Genomic DNA, 17,080 nt, shown 5'->3' on the forward strand with positions numbered 1-17,080 from the left:
CGGACCTCTTCCATCTCCTCAGGAGTCACACCTGAAAGAAGATCACAACCCTACTCCTGCTTGATTATCCGGGGTACCTAACAAAGCCCTACTAGGGCGTGTGTCGAAAGTCCCGTCTGGCCGGGGGCGCCTGGCTCTCGGCTTTCGCTCGAGCAGGGGAGACCCCATCCTCGCTGCGTTGTCGGTCGTCGGCGCAGCCCGCTGCGCTCTCCTGCCTCCGCCTTGCGATCGCACGCACCGGACGCCCCCGGCCCCGCCCTGCGGGCGGACGACGCTACTTTCGACACACGCCCTAGCCCTCGGTCCAGCCGTGATTCTTGGCGAACTGCAGCAACCCGCTCCGGACCTGCAGGATCTGATCCCCCGTCAGCGAAGGTGCCGACTCCAGCAGGACATCTGTCACCTCCTTGGTGTACTCGGCCGCACTGAGTACATCGCACAAGGTGTCGTCGTCCGCCGACCCGGAACCGTTGACCGCAGCGGGTCTGGGAGGGGTCAGCGGCTTCCCGTCGGGACCCTCGGCGAGCCGGACGGACGACGCCTTCAGTCCGCGGTCACCGTCCTCGATCTCGAACTCGACCGCCGTACCCGTGTGTACGTAGGACTCCGGGATCAACATGTCGTTCACATGGAGAAACACATCCTCACCGCCGTGATCGGGTGAGATGAACCCGTATCCTCGTGCGCCGTCGAACCGCACCACGCGACCAGAAACCACACCAACCCCCAAGAAAGAACCGGGCCCCTTGCCCGTTTGCCACACATGGCTCGACTGGAGAATAGCCCTGCGCAGTCGGGCCGCGCGACCCGATCGCGGAGAATCGCCCGGACCGGGGCGAGGGCTTCCGGCCGGGCAGCGGCCGGAGCACCTGGGCTTGTGTGCGGGCGGGGGTGCGGTTGCGGACGCCGGCGCGATGCGGCCCACCGTGATCAGGGCGAGCGCCCACCGTGGTCCAGGCTGCGCGCGACCAGTTCGGGCAGCACCCACCACCCGGTGCGCAGTTCCTCGCTGAACAATGTCACGCCGTACAGGACGCTGATCAGCGCAATCATCAAGGGTCAGCGGCGGCTGGACGGCCACCGGCATGCCCGCCTGGAGGGCGTTCTGGAGGAGGAACAGCGCGCCTACTCCGGCCGCGGCGGTGGTGTAGGGCGGCGGTACGGCGGTGTGACGGGTCGCAGCGCGGCCCCCATGAGGACCGAAGATGTCCGCAAGTCCGCGTAGCGTTCCTTGCATGGCCGCGAAGAAGAACCCCGCCGCACCCGCCGTGCTCTCCCCGCGCGCGCTGGGCCGCGCCACGCTGGAGCGCCAGATGTTGCTGCGCCGGACCGCGATGTCCGCGAAGGACGCCGTCGGGTATCTGGTCGGCCTCCAGGCGCAGAACACCAAGCCGCCGTACTACCAGCTCTTCGCCCGCCTCGACGGCTTCGCCCCCGCCGAGCTCGCCGGGCTGATGGAGTCCCGCGAGGTGGTCCGTATCGTCACCATGCGCTCCACCATCCACCTGCACACCGCTGCCGACGCGCTCACGCTGCGCCCGCTCGTCCAGGCCGCGCGCGACCGGGAACTCAAGATGTTCCGCAAGGGACTCGTCGGGGTGGACCTGGACCGGCTCGGGGCGATCGGCAGGAAGCTCGTCGAGGAGCGGCCCCGTACCCCCAAGGAGATCCGCGAGGCGCTGCTCGTCGAGTGGCCTGACGCCGACCCGCAGGCGCTGGGCGTGGCCGCCCGCTGTCTGCTGCCGCTGGTCCAGGTCACTCCGCGCGGGGTATGGGGAAAGAGCGGCCGGGTCGCGCTGACCACCGCCGAACACTGGCTCGGCAGCCCGTCGGAACCGGTCCCCGCACCCGATGCCACCGTGCTGCGCTATCTCGGCGCCTTCGGGCCCGCATCCGTGCAGGACATGCAGACGTGGGCCGGACTGACCCGGCTGCGGGACGTCTTCGAACGGCTGCGGCCGCAGCTCATTACCTTCCGGGACGAGAACGGCGTCGAGCTCTTCGATCTGCCGGACGCCCCGCGCCCTGACGAGGACACCCCCGCCCCGCCGCGCTTCCTGCCCGAGTTCGACAACGTGCTGCTCGGCCATGCGGACCGTACGCGCGTCATTCCGCCGCAGTACCGGGGGCGCAACGGAAACGGCAACCAGGCATACGGCACCGTGCTGGTCGACGGGTTCCTCGCGGCGATCTGGCGCCTCGGCGACGGCAACGGGGCAGGTTCCGGTTCCGGGGTCACGACCCTCACCGTGCAGCCGCTCGGCAGGCTGAGCCGGGCCGATCGCGACGCCGTCACGGAAGAGGCCGTATCGATGCTCTCCACCATGACGACGGCAGTCACCGACGCGAACGGATACGACATCCGGTTCACGACGTTCGTCGACTTCGGGCAGTGAGCAGTGAGCGGCGCGTGGTCAACCGGGTTCAGTCCGTACGGCCGGTCGCCGCCACTGTCACGCCCAGACCGATCATCGAGAGCCGCCGCTCCGAACGGGCGGACCGATCCCCGGCGCGACCGCCGCCACCAGGACGCAGCTGCCCGGCCACATTGCCCAGCACCGCTACGGAAGCACCCCCGCGCGCCGTGCCGCCACCACCGCCTCCAGACGCGTATGCGCACCCAGCTTGCGCATCGCCGAACGTAGATACCCCTTCACCGTCTCCGGCCGCAGCCCCAGCCGCTCCGCCGCCACCGCGTTCGTCGTTCCCGCCGCCACGCAGGCCAGCACGTCCACCTCGCGCGGCGCCAGGTGTACCCCGCAGGGCTTCGGCGCGCGGGCCCCGGCCGCCGAGGCGAGCCGCCCGCACACCGAGAGCAACTCGTCGCGCAGCGCCGGGTCGACGACCTTCGGGATCAGGGCACGCAGTTCGCGATGGGCCTCGCGGACGTCCTCCCAGGCCTCCGGCGCCGCCCTCGGGTCCGTGACCTGCTCCCGGGCCACGGACAGGAGCTGCTGCACCTCGTCCCGTACAGCCAGGGTCTGCTCCACATCGCGGGCAGCGGCGACCGCCGCGTCGAACGTACGGTCCCCGAGCGCGATCGGCTCGCGCAGCGCCCCGTACAGCACGCCGCGCACCTTGCGCCGTACGACGACGGGCACCGCGACCACCGAGCGCAGGCCCTCCGCCGCGACTGCCATGTCGTACTCGTGGCTGATGTGGCGCGAGGAGCGGTAGTCGGTCACCGCGCACGGACGGGACAGGGCGATCGACTTGCCCCCGAGCCCGCTGCCCGCCGAGATGACGAGCCCGCGCAGGGCGGTGGTCTGCGCCCCGTTCAGCTCGGCGATCCGGGCATGCCGGGCGTCCGAGAGCAGCCCGCCGAAGGCCACGGGAAGCCCACTGGTCCGGCGCAGCCGCAGCAGCGCTGCTTGCATCTCGACCGCATCGACGGATTCCGGCACACTGCCGCCTCTCTGCCCGGCTCCGGGGGCTCGGCAGCCCCGCTCGCTGCACCCCCGTTCGGGGGTGGTGAGAGCTGGGTCACTGTTTACATGATGTTAAGCGACCGGTCCGGTCCGCAATGAGGAGGGCACATGTCGGCAACCAGCGCGACGGAAACGTTCCGGGCCGCCCGGGACTTTCTGCTGCAGCACCGCGAGGACTACGACGCGGCCTACGAGGGGTTCCGCTGGCCCCGGACCGACCATTTCAACTGGGCGCTCGACTGGTTCGACGCCGTCGCCGAGAACAACGACCGCACCGCCCTGCACATCGTGGAGGAGGACGGCGGCCGTACCGAGGTGTCCTTCGCCCGGATGTCCGCCCGCTCCAACCAGGCCGCGAACTGGCTTCGCGCCCAGGGGGTACAGGCCGGGGACCGCATCCTCGTCATGCTCGGCAACCAGGTCGAGCTGTGGGAGACGGCCCTCGCCGCGATGAAGCTGCGCGCCGTCGTCATCCCCGCCACCCCGCTCCTCGGCCCGGTCGATCTGCGTGACCGGGTGGAGCGCGGCCGGGTCCGGCACGTCCTGGTGCGGGACACCGACACCGCCAAGTTCGACGAGGTGCCCGGCGACTACACCCGGATCTCGGTCGGCGCCAACGTGCCCGGCTGGCTGTCGTACACCGACGCCGACGACCAGCCGGAGACCTTCGGGGCGGACCGGGAGACCGACGCCGACGAGCCGCTGATGCTCTACTTCACCTCCGGTACGACCGCCAGCCCCAAGCTCGTCGAGCACACACATGTCTCCTACCCCGTGGGCCACTTGTCGACGATGTACTGGATCGGCCTCAAGCCCGGGGACGTCCACCTCAACATCTCCTCGCCCGGCTGGGCCAAGCACGCCTGGTCGAATCTCTTCGCGCCCTGGAGCGCCGAGGCGACCGTCTTCATCTTCAACTACACCCGCTTCGACGCGGGTCGGCTGATGGCCGAGATGGACCGCTCGGGCGTCACCAGCTTCTGCGCCCCGCCCACCGTCTGGCGGATGCTGATCCAGGCCGACCTCTCCCAGCTGAAGACCCCGCCGCGCGAGGTTGTCGCGGCTGGTGAGCCGCTGAACCCGGAGGTCATCGAGACGGTGCGGCGCACCTGGGGCGTCACCATCCGGGACGGCTTCGGCCAGACCGAGACCGCAGTCCAGGTCGCCAACACCCCGGGCCAGCTGCTGAAGGCCGGGTCGATGGGCCGGCCCAGCCCCGGCTTCAAGGTCGAGCTTCTCGACCCGGTCACCGGCGAGCCCGGCGCGGCCGAGGGCGAGATCTCCCTCGATCTGTCGGACCGTCCGATGGGTCTGATGACCGGTTACCACGGCGACCCGGACCGGACCGCCCAGGCCATGGCGGGCGGCTACTACCGCACCGGTGACATCGGCTCCCGCGACGAGGACGGCTACATCACCTATGTCGGCCGCGCCGACGACGTCTTCAAGGCATCCGACTACAAGATCTCGCCCTTCGAGCTGGAGAGCGCCCTGCTGGAGCACGAGGCGGTCGCCGAGGCCGCCGTCGTCCCGGCCCCCGATCCGGTACGGCTCGCGGTGCCGAAGGCGTACATCGTGCTCGCGGAGGGCTGGGAGCCCGGACCGGACACGGCGAAGGTGATTTTCGAGCACTCCCGGGCGGTCCTCGCCCCGTACAAGCGAGTCCGACGGCTGGAGTTCGCCGAGCTGCCCAAGACCGTCTCCGGCAAGATCCGCCGCATCGAACTGCGCGAACGCACGGCCCGGGGCACCGGCACCGAGTACGACGAGGGGGATCTGCGATGAGCGAGCAGTCCTACGCGCACGGCACCGGCACCACGGCGCTGCTCGGCGACACCATTGGACGGAATCTCGACCGCGCGGTCGAGGCGTTCGGTCAGCGCGAGGCGCTCGTCGACGTCACATCGGGGCGACGCTGGACATACGCAGAATTCGGCGCGGCGGTCGACGAGCTGGCGCGAGCGCTGATGGCGTCGGGGGTGGCCAAGGGGGACCGGGTCGGGATCTGGGCGATCAACTGCCCCGAGTGGGTGCTCGTGCAGTACGCCACCGCCCGCATCGGCGCCGTCATGGTCAACCTCAACCCGGCCTACCGGGCGCACGAGCTGGAGTACGTACTGAAGCAGGCCGGGATCTCACTCCTCGTCTCCTCGCTCTCGCACCGCACCAGTGACTACCGCGCCCTGATCGACCAGGTCCGCGCGGGCTGCCCCGCCCTGCGCGCCGTGCACTACATCGGCGACCCGTCCTGGGACGAGCTGCTGGCCGTTGCCGGAGCCGTGACGGCGGAGCAGCTTGCCGCCCGGGAAGCGGAGTTGTCCTGCGACGATCCGATCAACATCCAGTACACCTCCGGCACCACCGGCTTCCCCAAGGGCGCCACCCTCTCCCACCACAACATCCTCAACAACGGCTACTTCGTGGGGGAGCTGGTCGCCTACACAGAACAGGACCGGGTCTGTCTTCCCGTTCCCTTCTACCACTGCTTCGGCATGGTCATGGGCAACCTCGGCATCACCTCGCACGGCGCCTGCATCGTGATTCCGTCCCCCTCCTTCGAGGCCGCCGCCGTGCTCGCCGCCGTTCAACAGGAGCGCTGCACCTCGCTCTACGGCGTCCCCACCATGTTCATCGCGGAGCTGAACCTCCCCGACTTCGCCTCGTACGACCTCTCCTCGCTGCGCACCGGCATCATGGCCGGATCGCCCTGCCCGGTCGAGGTGATGAAACGGGTCGTCGCCGAGATGCACATGGACGAGGTGTCCATCTGCTACGGCATGACGGAGACCTCGCCGGTCTCCACCCAGACCCGCCGCGACGACGACCTGGAGCGCCGCACCGGCACCGTCGGCCGCGTCATGCCGCACATCGAGGTCAAGGTCGTCGACCCGGTGACCGGCGTGACCCTGGAGCGCGGTGCGGCGGGCGAACTCTGCACCCGCGGCTACAGCGTGATGCTCGGCTACTGGGAGCAGCCCGAGCGCACCGCGGAAGCGATAGACGCGGGCCGCTGGATGCACACCGGGGACCTCGCGGTGATGCGGGAGGACGGCTACGTGCAGATCGTCGGCCGGATCAAGGACATGATCATCCGCGGTGGTGAGAACGTATATCCGCGGGAGATCGAGGAGTTCCTCCACAGCCACCCGAAGGTCGCCGATGTGCAGGTGGTGGGCGTACCCGACGACACCTACGGGGAGGAGGTCCTGGCCTGTGTCATCCCGAGGGACCCGGCGAACCCGCCGACCCTGGAAGAGGTGACGGACTACTGCCGCGAGCAGCTGGCGCACTACAAGATCCCGCGACGGCTGCAGCTCCTGGAGACCTTCCCGATGACGGTCAGCGGGAAGGTCCGCAAGATCGAACTGCGGGAGAGCTACGGCCGGTAGGCCGATCGCCCGGGCGTTGTCAGGCGGCCTCGATGATGTCGCCGGCAGCGCCCCGGGTCGCGGCCGCCCATTCGATCAGCAGTACTTCATAGGCGGCGGACTCCACGGAGGACCAGTCCTGTCCGGCTCGCGCGTCGACCAGAGCCCGTATCGCCTCGTTCGCCTCGGCGGCGGCCGGGGACGTCGGTCGGGTCGTGTGTGTCTGGTCGGCGGGTGATGTGTGCCGTGGAGTTAAAGCCATGTGTCCCACCTTAAGGCCCGCCACTGACAACCGACCGAACATTTGTGGCCCACGGCCCGAACGTGACTGATTGCACTCACTGTTGCCGTTCGGTTCCGCTGAGGTGCGGGTCGTGCCCCGCGTGCGGGATTTCGCGCCGCATGCAGACCCTCGGCCAGCGGTCCAGGCCGTGCTCCGCCTCCTCCGCCCTGATCTTTTTCAGCCCGTCGGTGAGTTCGGCCTCGCCCAGCGTGCGGAAGCCGAGGCGGGCGTAGTACGGCGCGTTCCACGGGACATGGGAGAAGGTCGTCAGCGTCAGCGCGCCCAACCGTCGCTCGCGCGCCCACCCGGAGAGGTGGTCGATGAGTGTGCTGCCCAGGCCACGCCGTGCGGCGGACGGATGGACGGAGACCTGTTCGATGTGGGCCGCGTCGTCCACCGGGTCGGCGATCAAGTAGCCGGCCGGGCGGTCGTCGGGGTCGGCGGCCACCCAGGCGCGGCCGGCCCGGCGGTAGTCGTCCAGCAGGCCGAGCGGCGGGGGATCGTCGTCCGCGATGGCGGACATACCGAGCGCGCGGAACGGTTCGCCTGCGGCGCGCTCGATGTCCTGAAGCAGCGGGAGATCGGAGCGGCGGGCGGTACGGATACGCATAGGGCCAGTATGGCGGTCCGGGCAGGGCGCAGACCGACCGGCACATGGAGGCGCGGCGTCGCACCGCCCCCCATGCGCGGGTCGGTCTCAGGCGCCTGTGCTGATCAGCTCGTCCGCTGGGCTGTTGACCGGCTGCGGCGTTCCCGTGAGGTCCATGACGAAGAGTGGGATACCGAGGCCGTCCGCGCGCGCTTCGGCGTCCTGCTCGTACCCCGCGAGCGAGAAGAAGACGCTCGTGACCGATGCGCTCAGCGCGTTCAGCCAGAGGCACTCGACGTCGCGCAGGATGGTCGGGCGGGTGACAGCGTCGACCTGGGCGATCAGCCCGGTGGCCCGCAGATCGATCCCCGCGGAGGGACGATCCGCCGACTGCACGACATCGCGGTAGCCCAGCCATTTCAGATACAGGGCGGCGCTTGCGACCGCATCGCGTGCGGTACGGATCGGCAGGGGCTGGAACACCGGCCGGGGCGGCGGAATGAGGGAGGGCCGGCCGGGACGGGCCCCGTCGGCGGGTTCGGGGGTGCTGTCGGTTTGCGTCACCGGCCGGATCGGTATCCGCAGCACCGTCCCGCACGGGCAGCACAGCTCCGGCTGCGGCCAGTGGTCGTGGCGCCCGCAGGCGCGACAGCGCACCGTCACCCAGTCGTCGTTCCAGGTACGGTGCGTGATCGGTACGACCGGGGCGCCGCGCAGTACGGGCGGGGCGGTCGGCACACCGCACGGACAGGGATAGGCCGAGGTGCTGTACGTGTGGTCACGGCGGCAGGCCGGACAGCGTACCGGCACCGACTCCACCATGAACTCCCTCCGGCCCCGGGTGCATGCCCCGGCGACGAGGCCACCTCGGCGCAGCGAGCCGCGCCGGCGCCGACCGATACGGGCCGACTCCACTCCGTACCCCCATGGTCCACCAAGAGCGAGGTCCTGGAGAGTGACTTCGCGTACTTCGTGGACCGGTGCGCGCACAGGCCGCCCCCCGCTCACCCAGGAGCGGGAGTTCCGTGAAGGGGATCGAAAGGTTCGCATCGAAGCGCTGGTCCAGGTAGCCCCACGAGGGTTTCGACACTCCTTTCGCGTTGCGGAAATTAGTGTCTGCCCAACGGAAGGCTGCCCGGAGCTGGTAGAGCTGTGAGGGGGATGCCCGGAATTCGGGCCGGGTGCCTTCGTGAGGGTTGCGCAAGGTGAAGCCGGAATTGCGCCGGTTGCTGAGGGGGTGCGGGGCGGGCCAGGGTGGCTGATGCATCCGATGCAGCCGACCCCCCCCACGAGGTGCCTCGCATGAACCACGCCACCAGCCGACGCGTCGTCCTCGGAGCCCTGTTCGCCGGTGCCGCCCTGTCTGTGGCCCCTGCGCTGCCCGGCTCTTCACGGCCTTCCGGGCCTGCGCCGGACTCCGTGCCCGCGGTCCGGTCGCGCCCGCGCACCAGCCGGCAACTGCTGCTCGGTACCTACACCTCGGCCGAGGGCGGCGGTAAGGGAATCGGCACGGCCTCGTACGACTCCGTCACCGGCGCGATCTCCGCCGGCCCCACGATCGTCGGCCTCGACAACCCCTCGTACCTGGCCATGCACCCCTCGGGCGCCACCGTCTACGCGGTCGACGAGCAGGACCGGGGCGGGGTGACGGCCGTCGCCCTCTCGCCGGACGGCAGCCACCGAGTGCTCGGAACCCGCAGCACGGGCGGGGCGGGGCCCACCCACCTCTCCGTTCACCCCACGGGAAGGTGGCTGCTCACCGCGAACTACACCTCCGCCAGCATCGTGGTGCACCCCATTCGCGGCGACGGCTCGCTGGGGGAGGCCACTGACCTGGTCGCCCACACCGCGCCGCCCCCCGGCCCCGGCCAGGACGGGCCGCACGCCCACCAGATCATCACCACCCCCGACCGCGACCACATCCTCGCCGTGGACCTGGGCAACGACTCCGTGTACACGTACCGGCTCGACGAGAACCACGGCACGCTCGGCCAGGTCTCCTGCGCGGCCCTGCGCCCCGGGGCCGGACCCCGGCACATCACATTTCACCCGGGTGGCCGCTTCGCCTACCTGGCCTGCGAGGTCGACAACACCGCGGTCGTCTGCGGCTACGACCCGGCCACCGGCACCTTGTCCCCGGGCGCTGCGCAGTCCACCGGGACCGGCGCCGGCGCCAGCTATCCCGCGCAGTTCCTGGTCACCGGCGACGGCCGGTTCGCCTACCTCGCCAACCGGGGCCACAACAGCCTGACGCGATACGCCGTCGAGGACGACGGGGCCGCGCTGCGGCTGCTCGACACCGTGCCCGTCGGCGGCGACTTCCCCCGGCAGATCGCCTTCTCGCCGGACGGGAAGCTGCTCTTCGCGGCCAACCAGAGGTCGAGCACGGTGACGGTGTTCCGGGTCGACGCCCGAAGCGGCGGCCTGACCCGCACCGGCGACGCCTTCCCCGCCCCAGTGGCCGTCTGCGTGCTCCCGTACCGGAGCTCGGGCCCGGCCGGCGACTGAGGGCGAAACCGCCACCGGACGGCCCGGCGCTCGTCCGTTAGGGTCGGGCCCGAGCCGCCGGTCCACCGAGACGTGGCGAACGCATGAGGGAGGAACAGTGCGCTTGAGCGTGGAGTTCACCACCGAGCCCTTCGATCTCGATGAGGCTCCCGCCCACGCGGTCGTCGCCCGCGAGGTCATCCAGACCGCCGACCTGGACGCCGTGGACGTCGGCCCCTTCGGCAATACGGCGGAGGGCGGCGCCGACGAGGTGCTCGCCGCGGTGGACTCCCTGCTGCGCAGAGCGCTGGCATCGGGTGCCACCCGGGTGTCGCTCCAGGTCAATGTCATCGGGGAGGGCTCGAAGTGACCGAACCGGCGGACCACCCCCTCGTTGCCGCGCTCAAGCCGCTCGTCGACGCCATGGGTGCCGAACTGCTCGGGCCCGAGCAGGCTCGGTCCGATGACGTCGTGCTGGCCTGGGAGGGCGAGGACGTGATAGCCGTCCGGCTGCCCCAGCTCTCGGAATCGCTCGACCACATCCTGGCCGCCATGGAGCGCCGTCACGGCATGCCGCTCGCCGAGCTGGACCGCAAGGCCAAGCAGTCGGTGGTGCGGACCCTGGAAGCACGCGGTGCCTTCTCCGTGCGGCACGGTGTGGAGACGGCGGCGGGTGCGCTGGGGGTCAGCCGCTTCACCATCTACAACTACCTCAACAGGGAAAACGCTGCCAGAGACGAGTAGTTGAGGCCGTAGGTGAGCGGAGGCCGTGGAGGGTCACGGAAGGCCGTCGTCCGGAGTATCGGGCGCCGGCCTTTTACGTGCGCGCAATTTCAACAAAGTGTTGACGTGGTGTTGTGGAGGGCGTTAGCTATCCGCAGCCCGAATGACGCGACGCGAAGAAACGCACAGCGAAAACAGCCACGGAGGCTCCCGTGACTTCGAGCTCCACACCGGGCCTCACCCGGTTCAACGCCCTGGCGGACGACGAGGCCACCACCGCGTTGCACGAGGTGTGCGCCAGTGCGGCATGGGGGAGAGCGATCCTCTCCCGACGCCCGTACGCCACCGCAGAAGCCCTTCTCCTTGCCAGTGACACCGCCACGGCCGCGCTGACCCCAAAGGATCTGGCCGACGCGATGGCCGGTCACCCACCGATCGGCCGTCCGAAGCCCGCAGACCCGGCCTCCTCCCGCGAACAGCGGGGGATGGCCGGTGCCACCGAGGAGCTCAGGGCCGAGATGCTTGAACTGAACCTGGCCTACCAGGACCGGTTCGGACATGTCTTCCTGATCTGCGCCACCGGAGCCACCGGTGAGCAGATGCGCGACGCGATGAAGTCCCGGATCGGGTACTCGCCCGAGCAGGAGCGCGAGATCGTGCGCACCGAGCTGGGCAAGATCAACCGCATCCGGCTGATCCGTCTCGTAACAGAAGGAGAGTGACGGTCTTGCACACCGACACCATCGCATCGGTGTCCACGCACATCCTGGACACCAGCATCGGCCGCCCCGCCGAAGACGTCCCCGTCACACTCGCCGCCCGCGGCGGCAGCGACGCGCCGTGGGTGACGCTCGGCAGCTCCGTGACCGATGCGGACGGGCGATGCAAGGACCTGCCGGTGCTGCCGGAGGGCACCACCCACGTACGGCTCGACTTCGACACCGAGACGTACTTCGCCCATGAGCACAGTCCCAAGAAGCAAGCCGCGGCGCAGCAGGACGCCCCGCACGTAAGGGACAGCGGCGCGTTCTTCCCGGAGGTGGCGATCACCTTCGCCGTCGTACCGGGCGAGCACTATCACGTACCACTGCTGCTCAACCCGTTCGGCTACTCCGTTTACCGAGGGAGCTAGCACCGACATGACCGCCGATTCCCACCGCCCCCGCCCCCGCCCTGCGATTCTCGGCCAGAACCAGTACGGCAAAGCAGGCAATCGCGTCGTCAGGATCACGCGGGACGGCGACACCCACCACATCAAGGACCTGAACGTCTCCATCGCCCTCTCCGGCGATATGGACGATGTCCACTACTCCGGCTCCAACGCCCACGTCCTGCCGACGGACACCACCAAGAACACGGTGTACGCGTTCGCCAAGGAACACGGCATCGAGTCGGCCGAGCAGTTCGGCATCCACCTCGCCCGTCACTTCGTGACGTCGCAGGAGCCGATCAGGACGGCCAGGATCCGGATCGAGGAGTACGCCTGGGAGCGCATCGCCGCCTCGGAGGCCAACTCGCAGTTCGTCGGCGCCGGCGAGGGCAAGCACTCCTTCGTACGCAGGGGCCAGGAGACGCGCACCACCCAGATCACTTTCGACGGCGAGAAGTGGCAGATCATCTCGGGGCTCGGGGACCTCGTGGTGATGAACTCCACCAACTCCGAGTTCTGGGGCTACGTCAAGGACAAGTACACGATGCTCAAGGAGGCGTACGACCGCATCCTCGCGACCGAGGTGTCCGCCAAGTGGCGGTACAACTGGACCAGCGACGACGCGCGGATGCCGAACTGGGAGAAGTCCTACGAGCAGACGCGCAGGCACATGCTCCAGGCCTTCGCCGAGACGTACTCCCTCTCCCTGCAGCAGACCCTGTACCAGATGGGTTCGCGCGTCATCGACAGCCGCAGCGAGGTCGACGAGATCCGCTTCTCGCTGCCGAACAAGCATCACTTCCTGGTGGACCTGGAGCCGTTCGGCCTCAAGAACGACAACGAGGTCTACTTCGCGGCGGACCGCCCGTACGGCCTGATCGAGGCCACTGTGCTGCGGGACGGTATCGAGCCGCAGATCCCGGTCGACATGACCAACCTCTGACGCGAGAGGCGAAAGTCCCCGGGGCGCTGCAGTGGCCCCGGGGACGAGCTCCCGCGGCTTCTACGCGGGATTCCCGTCCGGGGCCCGGACCGTACCGGGCTCCGGCATCAGCGCCGGAGCACTCGTCGCGGTCCTGCTCAATCCGTTCTTCCACCACTCGGCAGCCACAGCCGCCCGGCTGCGGCACTCAAATCCTCCTAGGGTTCTGCCGTGCCCACATCGCCGGAAAAGAATGAGGAAGCGCCATGGCAGCATCGGCAGCCCCTGAGCACGTGGAACGCATCGTCATCGAGAACGGTTCGATCGCGACTGTGGACGCCGACGACACCGAGTACGCCTCGGGCCACGTCGTCGTCGCGGGCAACCGCATCGAATCCGTCGGCGCGGGCCGGGTACCCGAAGGCCTGGGAAACGTCGTACGCCGCATCGACGCCACCGGGCATCTGGTCACCCCCGGCCTGATCAACACGCACCACCACTTCTACCAGTGGATCACCCGCGGCCTCGCCACCGACCACAACCTGTTCGACTGGCTGGTCGCGCTGTACCCGACGTGGGCGCGCATCGACGAGCCGATGGTCCGCGCCGCCGCGCAGGGTTCGCTCGCCATGATGGCCCGCGGCGGCGTCACCACTGCCATGGACCACCACTACGTCTACCCGCACGGGGCCGGCGATCTGTCCGGCGCCATCATCGGGGCCGCTCGGGACATGGGCGTACGGTTCACACTCGCCCGCGGCTCCATGGACCGCAGCGTGAAGGACGGCGGGCTGCCGCCGGACTTCGCCGTGGAGACCCTCGACGATGCTCTCGCCGGAACCGAGGCGACCGTCGATGCGCACCACGACGCCTCGTTCGACGCGATGACCCAGGTCGCCGTCGCACCCTGCTCCCCGTTCTCCATCTCCACCGAACTGCTGCGACAGGGAGCCGAGTTGGCCCGTCGCAAGGGAGTGCGCATGCACACCCACGGTTCGGAGACCGTGGAGGAGGAGAAATTCTGCCACGAGCTGTTCGGGATGGGCCCGACCGACTACTTCGAGTCGACCGGCTGGCTCGGCGACGACGTATGGATGGCGCACTGCGTCCATATGAACGACTCCGACATCGCCGCCTTCGCCCGCACCGGAACGGGTGTGGCGCACTGCCCCTCGTCCAACGCCCGGCTCGCCGCGGGGATCGCCCGGGTGCCCGACATGCTCGCCGCGGGCGTCCCGGTCGGCCTCGGCGTCGACGGCACCGCCTCCAACGAGTCCGGCGAACTCCACACCGAACTGCGCAACGCCCTGCTCATCAACCGCCTCGGCGCCCACCGCGAAAAGGCCCTGAATGCCCGTCAGGCCCTGCGCCTGGGAACGTACGGTGGCGCCCAAGTACTCGGCCGCGCCGACCAGATCGGCTCCCTGGAGCCCGGCAAGCTCGCCGACTTGGTGCTCTGGAAGCTGGACACCCTCGCCCACGCCTCCATCGCCGACCCGGTGACCGCACTCGTCTTCGGTGCCGCGGCCCCCGTCACCCTCTCCCTCGTCAACGGCAAGCCGGTCGTCGAGGGCAACCGCCTGATCACCGCGGACGAGGACGCCATCGCCCGCGCCACCCGCGACGAGGCCCGCCGCCTCGCGCGGATCGCCGCCGGAGCCTGACGCTCCGGGGCGCCAACTCGGATCCGTCGCCGCAGGGGCGGAGCCCGCCGGCCGCGGCTTTGGTGGCCGCACACCGACCGAACCCGGCTTCGGACGGTACGGCGCTGTGGCGGCGTACGGCGACCCCGACGGGTGCTGCCGTACGCGCCACAGCCGTGACCCGGGGGTGCGTCAGCCGATGTGGTAGCTGTCGCCGTACACCTTCCAGTCGAGCGGCGGATTCAGGTTCAGATTGCCCTTCTTCAGGAAGACCCGCTGGGCGGTGTCCACCCGGCTGGTGTCCGAGTGGGCCTCCTCCTGCTGCATCGCCCAGACGCGGGCGTCCAGGAAGGCATTGAGATACGTGACCTCGTTGCCGCCCTGGGCCGGCGGCTTCGCCTTCGCGAGGGCCCGCTTGCGGATGGAGCTGAAGCTGGTGCTGTCGCCGCCGTCGCCGTGCATGACGATGGCGTCGTAGTAGGCGAACTGGCCCAGCGTGCCGATGCCGTCGGCCTTGCCCTGGCTGACCGCCGGGTTGAAGTACACCCGGTCCCGCTCGTCGTTCTGCGCCTGCTTGAAGGCCGAGTCGGACGCGGCGGTCGCCCAGTCCTTCTTGAAGTTCGGGTCGAGGCCGCTGTGCGAGTCGGTGCCGTTGACCTTCCGCAGCGCGGGGAGGTACTTCGCGAGGACGTTGCCCGGCTTGCGCTGGGTGTACAGCTCGACGAGGTCGAGCATGTCGCCGGTGCCGGAGCAGAAGCCGATGATGCCCGCGGTGTAGCCGCGGCCGTCGTCGATGTCCTCGATGTACTTGTACTGGGCCTTCCAGTTGAGTGAGGAGTTCTCCGCGCTGGAGACCAGCTGCATGGCGATCTCCTTCTTCGCCGGATCGTCGAGCCCGGTCGCGGCGGCGGCCTGACGGGCCACCGCCGTCTGCTGATGCACCGCCGGGTGGGAGGGGGCACCGGCGTAGGCCGTGACGGGTATCGCCGTGAGGGTCAAGCCGACAGCGAAGACCGCGATGCGCGCGGAGCGGGTGTTGCGACGTGCGGTGCGCTTATGGGGAGCGTGCACCAGTCCTCCAAAGGGAGTTCGTCGTTCTCGGTCTGTTAGGAAGCTTTCCTATCAGAGTGGAGGGAGTGCCGTACACCCCTTCGACGTAAGGGAGTTGGGGAGGTGACCCGGGACGCAGGAAGGCCCCGCAATCGCGCGGAAAGCGCGACGCGGGGCCGATGCGTGTTGGCCTCAGCAGTCGAGATACGCCGTGTGGATCCAGACGCCCGTGGGGCCGCCCCACAGGTCACCCATGATCCAGTTGCCCTGCTGGCCACGGGAGTTGAGTTTCTGACCCCGGTTCACCTGACCCATGACCGGGTACTCGGAGCCCGGTCCGCCGCGGAAGTTCACCCCGTTGTCGTTGACGGTGCAGACCGCGGCCGGAGCCTTCGCGGCCTGTACGGCGGCGGGGCTCTGCACTGCCTGGGCGGCGGGGCTGAGGGTCAGCCCCAGACCGGCGGCCATGACCGTCGCGGCCAGCATCATCTTCTTCATCATGCGCTTCTCTCCTCCGTGTCCCGGCTCACATCCGCGTGCGCCGTTCGTCAGCCTCAACGGAGCGGCCGACCCTCGGGTCACGGCTTCGGATCAGCCTTCATGCAGGAGCGAAAGCACAGGTCAAATGGCATGAGCACCGGCGTACGCAGCCAGCGCGGCGGACGCTTCCCGCGCCCGTCGATCACGGGTTTAACGGGCATCGATCCGGTATCTGTCGCCGTACACCCGCCACCGCAGCGGTGTCTCAAGCCCGAACCTGCCCTCGCTCACGAACACCCGCTGGGCCGTCTCGATCCGGCTGGTGTCGGAGTGCGAGGGCTCTTTACGCATCGCTGCGACGCGGGCGTCGAGGAAGGCGTTCAGATAGGCCGCCTCGTCCCCGCCGCGCGCCGGTGGCGCGGCCGTGGCGATCGCCTCGCGGCGGATCGTACGGAAGCCGACCGTGCCGTCCGTGTCGCCGTACCCGTGCATCACATAGGCGTCGTAGTAGATGAACTGTCCCAGGGCGCCGAGTCCGTCCGCCTCGGCCCGGGCGAGCGCCGGGTCGAAGTACGACCGGTCGCGCTCGGCGTCCTGCGCCGACCGGAAGGCGGGGTCGTCGGCCGCGTCGGCCCACGCCTCGGTGAACGGCCGTCCGAGCCCGTCGTGCGCATCGCTGCCCCGCACGGCGCGCAGGGCGGGGAGGAACCGTTCCAGCGGATTGCCGGGACGCGCCGCCGCGTACCGCTCGACAACCTTCAGCATGTCGCCGGTGCCGGAGCAGAAGCCGATGATGCCCGCGGTGTAGCCGCGGCCGTCGCCGATGTCCTCGATGTACTTGTACTGGGCCTTCCAGTCGAGCGAGGAGTTCTCCGCGCTGGAGACCAGCTGCATGGCGATCTCCTTCTTCGCCGGATCGTCGAGCCCGGCTTCCGGTCCGCCCCTGGCGGACCCGGC

General features: G+C 69.6%; 18 protein-coding genes and 2 pseudogenes. 11 read left to right on the forward strand and 9 right to left on the reverse strand.

Annotated features, from left to right (window positions below):
* Positions 1-292 precede the first annotated feature (292 nt).
* Positions 293-718: a cold-shock protein gene (locus ABTZ94_RS28985; RefSeq protein ID WP_351204993.1), complete on the reverse strand. Its 426-nt coding sequence runs from the start codon at positions 716-718 to the stop codon at positions 293-295.
* Between the two features lie 212 nt (positions 719-930).
* A pseudogene (locus ABTZ94_RS28990) lies at positions 931-1,150 on the reverse strand (DMT family transporter); the annotation flags it as partial.
* A gap of 85 nt (positions 1,151-1,235) precedes the next feature.
* On the opposite strand from ABTZ94_RS28990, the gene ABTZ94_RS28995 reads away from it, so the two are divergent.
* Positions 1,236-2,396, forward strand: a complete 1,161-nt coding sequence (locus ABTZ94_RS28995) for a winged helix DNA-binding domain-containing protein (protein ID WP_351204995.1) — start codon at positions 1,236-1,238, stop codon at positions 2,394-2,396.
* Positions 2,397-2,561: 165 nt separating this feature from the next.
* On the opposite strand, the gene ABTZ94_RS29000 is transcribed toward ABTZ94_RS28995, so the two are convergent.
* Positions 2,562-3,404 (reverse strand): response regulator transcription factor, encoded by an 843-nt coding sequence (locus tag ABTZ94_RS29000; protein WP_351204997.1) that lies wholly within the window; start codon positions 3,402-3,404, stop codon positions 2,562-2,564.
* A gap of 132 nt (positions 3,405-3,536) precedes the next feature.
* On the opposite strand from ABTZ94_RS29000, the gene ABTZ94_RS29005 reads away from it, so the two are divergent.
* Positions 3,537-5,213 (forward strand): AMP-binding protein, encoded by a 1,677-nt coding sequence (locus ABTZ94_RS29005; RefSeq protein ID WP_351204999.1) that lies wholly within the window; start codon positions 3,537-3,539, stop codon positions 5,211-5,213.
* A complete protein-coding gene (locus tag ABTZ94_RS29010) occupies positions 5,210-6,817 on the forward strand; it encodes an AMP-binding protein (RefSeq protein WP_351205001.1) in 1,608 nt (535 codons plus the stop codon). Before ABTZ94_RS29005 ends, ABTZ94_RS29010 begins: the two co-directional genes overlap by 4 nt.
* A 19-nt stretch (positions 6,818-6,836) precedes the next feature.
* On the opposite strand, the gene ABTZ94_RS29015 is transcribed toward ABTZ94_RS29010, so the two are convergent.
* The 3 genes from ABTZ94_RS29015 to ABTZ94_RS29025 all read right to left on the reverse strand — a co-directional run bounded on the left by ABTZ94_RS29015 (position 6,837) and on the right by ABTZ94_RS29025 (position 8,487).
* A complete protein-coding gene (locus ABTZ94_RS29015; protein ID WP_351205003.1) occupies positions 6,837-7,058 on the reverse strand; it encodes a hypothetical protein in 222 nt (73 codons plus the stop codon).
* Positions 7,059-7,134: 76 nt separating this feature from the next.
* On the reverse strand, positions 7,135-7,689 hold the full coding sequence (locus ABTZ94_RS29020; protein WP_351205005.1) for a GNAT family N-acetyltransferase: 555 nt from the start codon (positions 7,687-7,689) through the stop codon (positions 7,135-7,137).
* 87 nt (positions 7,690-7,776) lie between these two features.
* Positions 7,777-8,487, reverse strand: a complete 711-nt coding sequence (locus ABTZ94_RS29025; RefSeq protein ID WP_351205025.1) for a hypothetical protein — start codon at positions 8,485-8,487, stop codon at positions 7,777-7,779.
* Positions 8,488-8,970: 483 nt separating this feature from the next.
* On the opposite strand from ABTZ94_RS29025, the gene ABTZ94_RS29030 reads away from it, so the two are divergent.
* The 8 genes and pseudogenes from ABTZ94_RS29030 (at position 8,971) to ABTZ94_RS29065 (ending at position 14,614) form a co-directional block, all read left to right on the forward strand.
* Entirely contained in the window at positions 8,971-10,176 is a 1,206-nt protein-coding gene (locus ABTZ94_RS29030; RefSeq protein ID WP_351205007.1) for a lactonase family protein, read from the forward strand.
* Positions 10,177-10,285: 109 nt separating this feature from the next.
* Positions 10,286-10,525 (forward strand): YkoF family thiamine-binding protein, encoded by a 240-nt coding sequence (locus ABTZ94_RS29035; protein ID WP_351205027.1) that lies wholly within the window; start codon positions 10,286-10,288, stop codon positions 10,523-10,525.
* Positions 10,522-10,899, forward strand: coding sequence for a helix-turn-helix domain-containing protein (locus tag ABTZ94_RS29040; protein WP_351205009.1), 378 nt, complete (start codon positions 10,522-10,524; stop codon positions 10,897-10,899). The genes ABTZ94_RS29035 and ABTZ94_RS29040 overlap by 4 nt, the downstream gene beginning before the upstream one ends.
* 191 nt (positions 10,900-11,090) lie before the next feature.
* Positions 11,091-11,600: a 2-oxo-4-hydroxy-4-carboxy-5-ureidoimidazoline decarboxylase gene (uraD, locus tag ABTZ94_RS29045; protein WP_351205011.1), complete on the forward strand. Its 510-nt coding sequence runs from the start codon at positions 11,091-11,093 to the stop codon at positions 11,598-11,600.
* Positions 11,601-11,605: 5 nt separating this feature from the next.
* On the forward strand, positions 11,606-12,010 hold the full coding sequence (gene uraH, locus ABTZ94_RS29050) for a hydroxyisourate hydrolase (RefSeq protein ID WP_351205013.1): 405 nt from the start codon (positions 11,606-11,608) through the stop codon (positions 12,008-12,010).
* Positions 12,011-12,017: 7 nt separating this feature from the next.
* Positions 12,018-12,971, forward strand: a complete 954-nt coding sequence (gene pucL / locus ABTZ94_RS29055) for a factor-independent urate hydroxylase (protein WP_351205015.1) — start codon at positions 12,018-12,020, stop codon at positions 12,969-12,971.
* A 52-nt stretch (positions 12,972-13,023) separates the two neighbouring features.
* Positions 13,024-13,172 (forward strand): annotated as a pseudogene (locus tag ABTZ94_RS29060) (purine permease); the annotation flags it as partial.
* 44 nt (positions 13,173-13,216) lie between these two features.
* The gene (locus ABTZ94_RS29065) at positions 13,217-14,614 is read left to right on the forward strand and encodes an 8-oxoguanine deaminase (protein WP_351205017.1); all 1,398 of its coding nucleotides are present in this window, start codon (positions 13,217-13,219) and stop codon (positions 14,612-14,614) included.
* A gap of 171 nt (positions 14,615-14,785) precedes the next feature.
* On the opposite strand, the gene ABTZ94_RS29070 is transcribed toward ABTZ94_RS29065, so the two are convergent.
* The 3 genes from ABTZ94_RS29070 to ABTZ94_RS29080 all read right to left on the reverse strand — a co-directional run.
* Positions 14,786-15,664, reverse strand: coding sequence for a chitosanase (locus ABTZ94_RS29070; RefSeq protein WP_351205019.1), 879 nt, complete (start codon positions 15,662-15,664; stop codon positions 14,786-14,788).
* A gap of 171 nt (positions 15,665-15,835) precedes the next feature.
* A complete protein-coding gene (locus tag ABTZ94_RS29075; protein ID WP_351205021.1) occupies positions 15,836-16,144 on the reverse strand; it encodes an SH3 domain-containing protein in 309 nt (102 codons plus the stop codon).
* A 189-nt stretch (positions 16,145-16,333) separates the two neighbouring features.
* A partial coding sequence (locus ABTZ94_RS29080; protein WP_351205023.1) for a chitosanase occupies positions 16,334-17,080 on the reverse strand: 747 nt, incomplete at its 5' end.

This window comes from Streptomyces sp. NPDC002785 (genome assembly GCF_040295565.1).
Classification (GTDB): Bacteria; Actinomycetota; Actinomycetes; order Streptomycetales; family Streptomycetaceae; genus Streptomyces.

Bases quoted from the DNA above. Each gene is read 5' to 3' on its own strand.
- ABTZ94_RS28995 (WP_351204995.1), top strand. From the start codon at position 1,236: ATGGCCGCGAAGAAGAACCCCGCCGCACCCGCCGTGCTCTCCCCGCGC.
- ABTZ94_RS29005 (WP_351204999.1), top strand. From the start codon at position 3,537: ATGTCGGCAACCAGCGCGACGGAAACGTTCCGGGCCGCCCGGGACTTT.
- ABTZ94_RS29010 (WP_351205001.1), top strand. From the start codon at position 5,210: ATGAGCGAGCAGTCCTACGCGCACGGCACCGGCACCACGGCGCTGCTC.
- ABTZ94_RS29015 (WP_351205003.1), bottom strand. From the start codon at position 7,058: ATGGCTTTAACTCCACGGCACACATCACCCGCCGACCAGACACACACG.
- ABTZ94_RS29020 (WP_351205005.1), bottom strand. From the start codon at position 7,689: ATGCGTATCCGTACCGCCCGCCGCTCCGATCTCCCGCTGCTTCAGGAC.
- ABTZ94_RS29030 (WP_351205007.1), top strand. From the start codon at position 8,971: ATGAACCACGCCACCAGCCGACGCGTCGTCCTCGGAGCCCTGTTCGCC.
- pucL (WP_351205015.1), top strand. From the start codon at position 12,018: ATGACCGCCGATTCCCACCGCCCCCGCCCCCGCCCTGCGATTCTCGGC.
- ABTZ94_RS29065 (WP_351205017.1), top strand. From the start codon at position 13,217: ATGGCAGCATCGGCAGCCCCTGAGCACGTGGAACGCATCGTCATCGAG.
- ABTZ94_RS29075 (WP_351205021.1), bottom strand. From the start codon at position 16,144: ATGATGAAGAAGATGATGCTGGCCGCGACGGTCATGGCCGCCGGTCTG.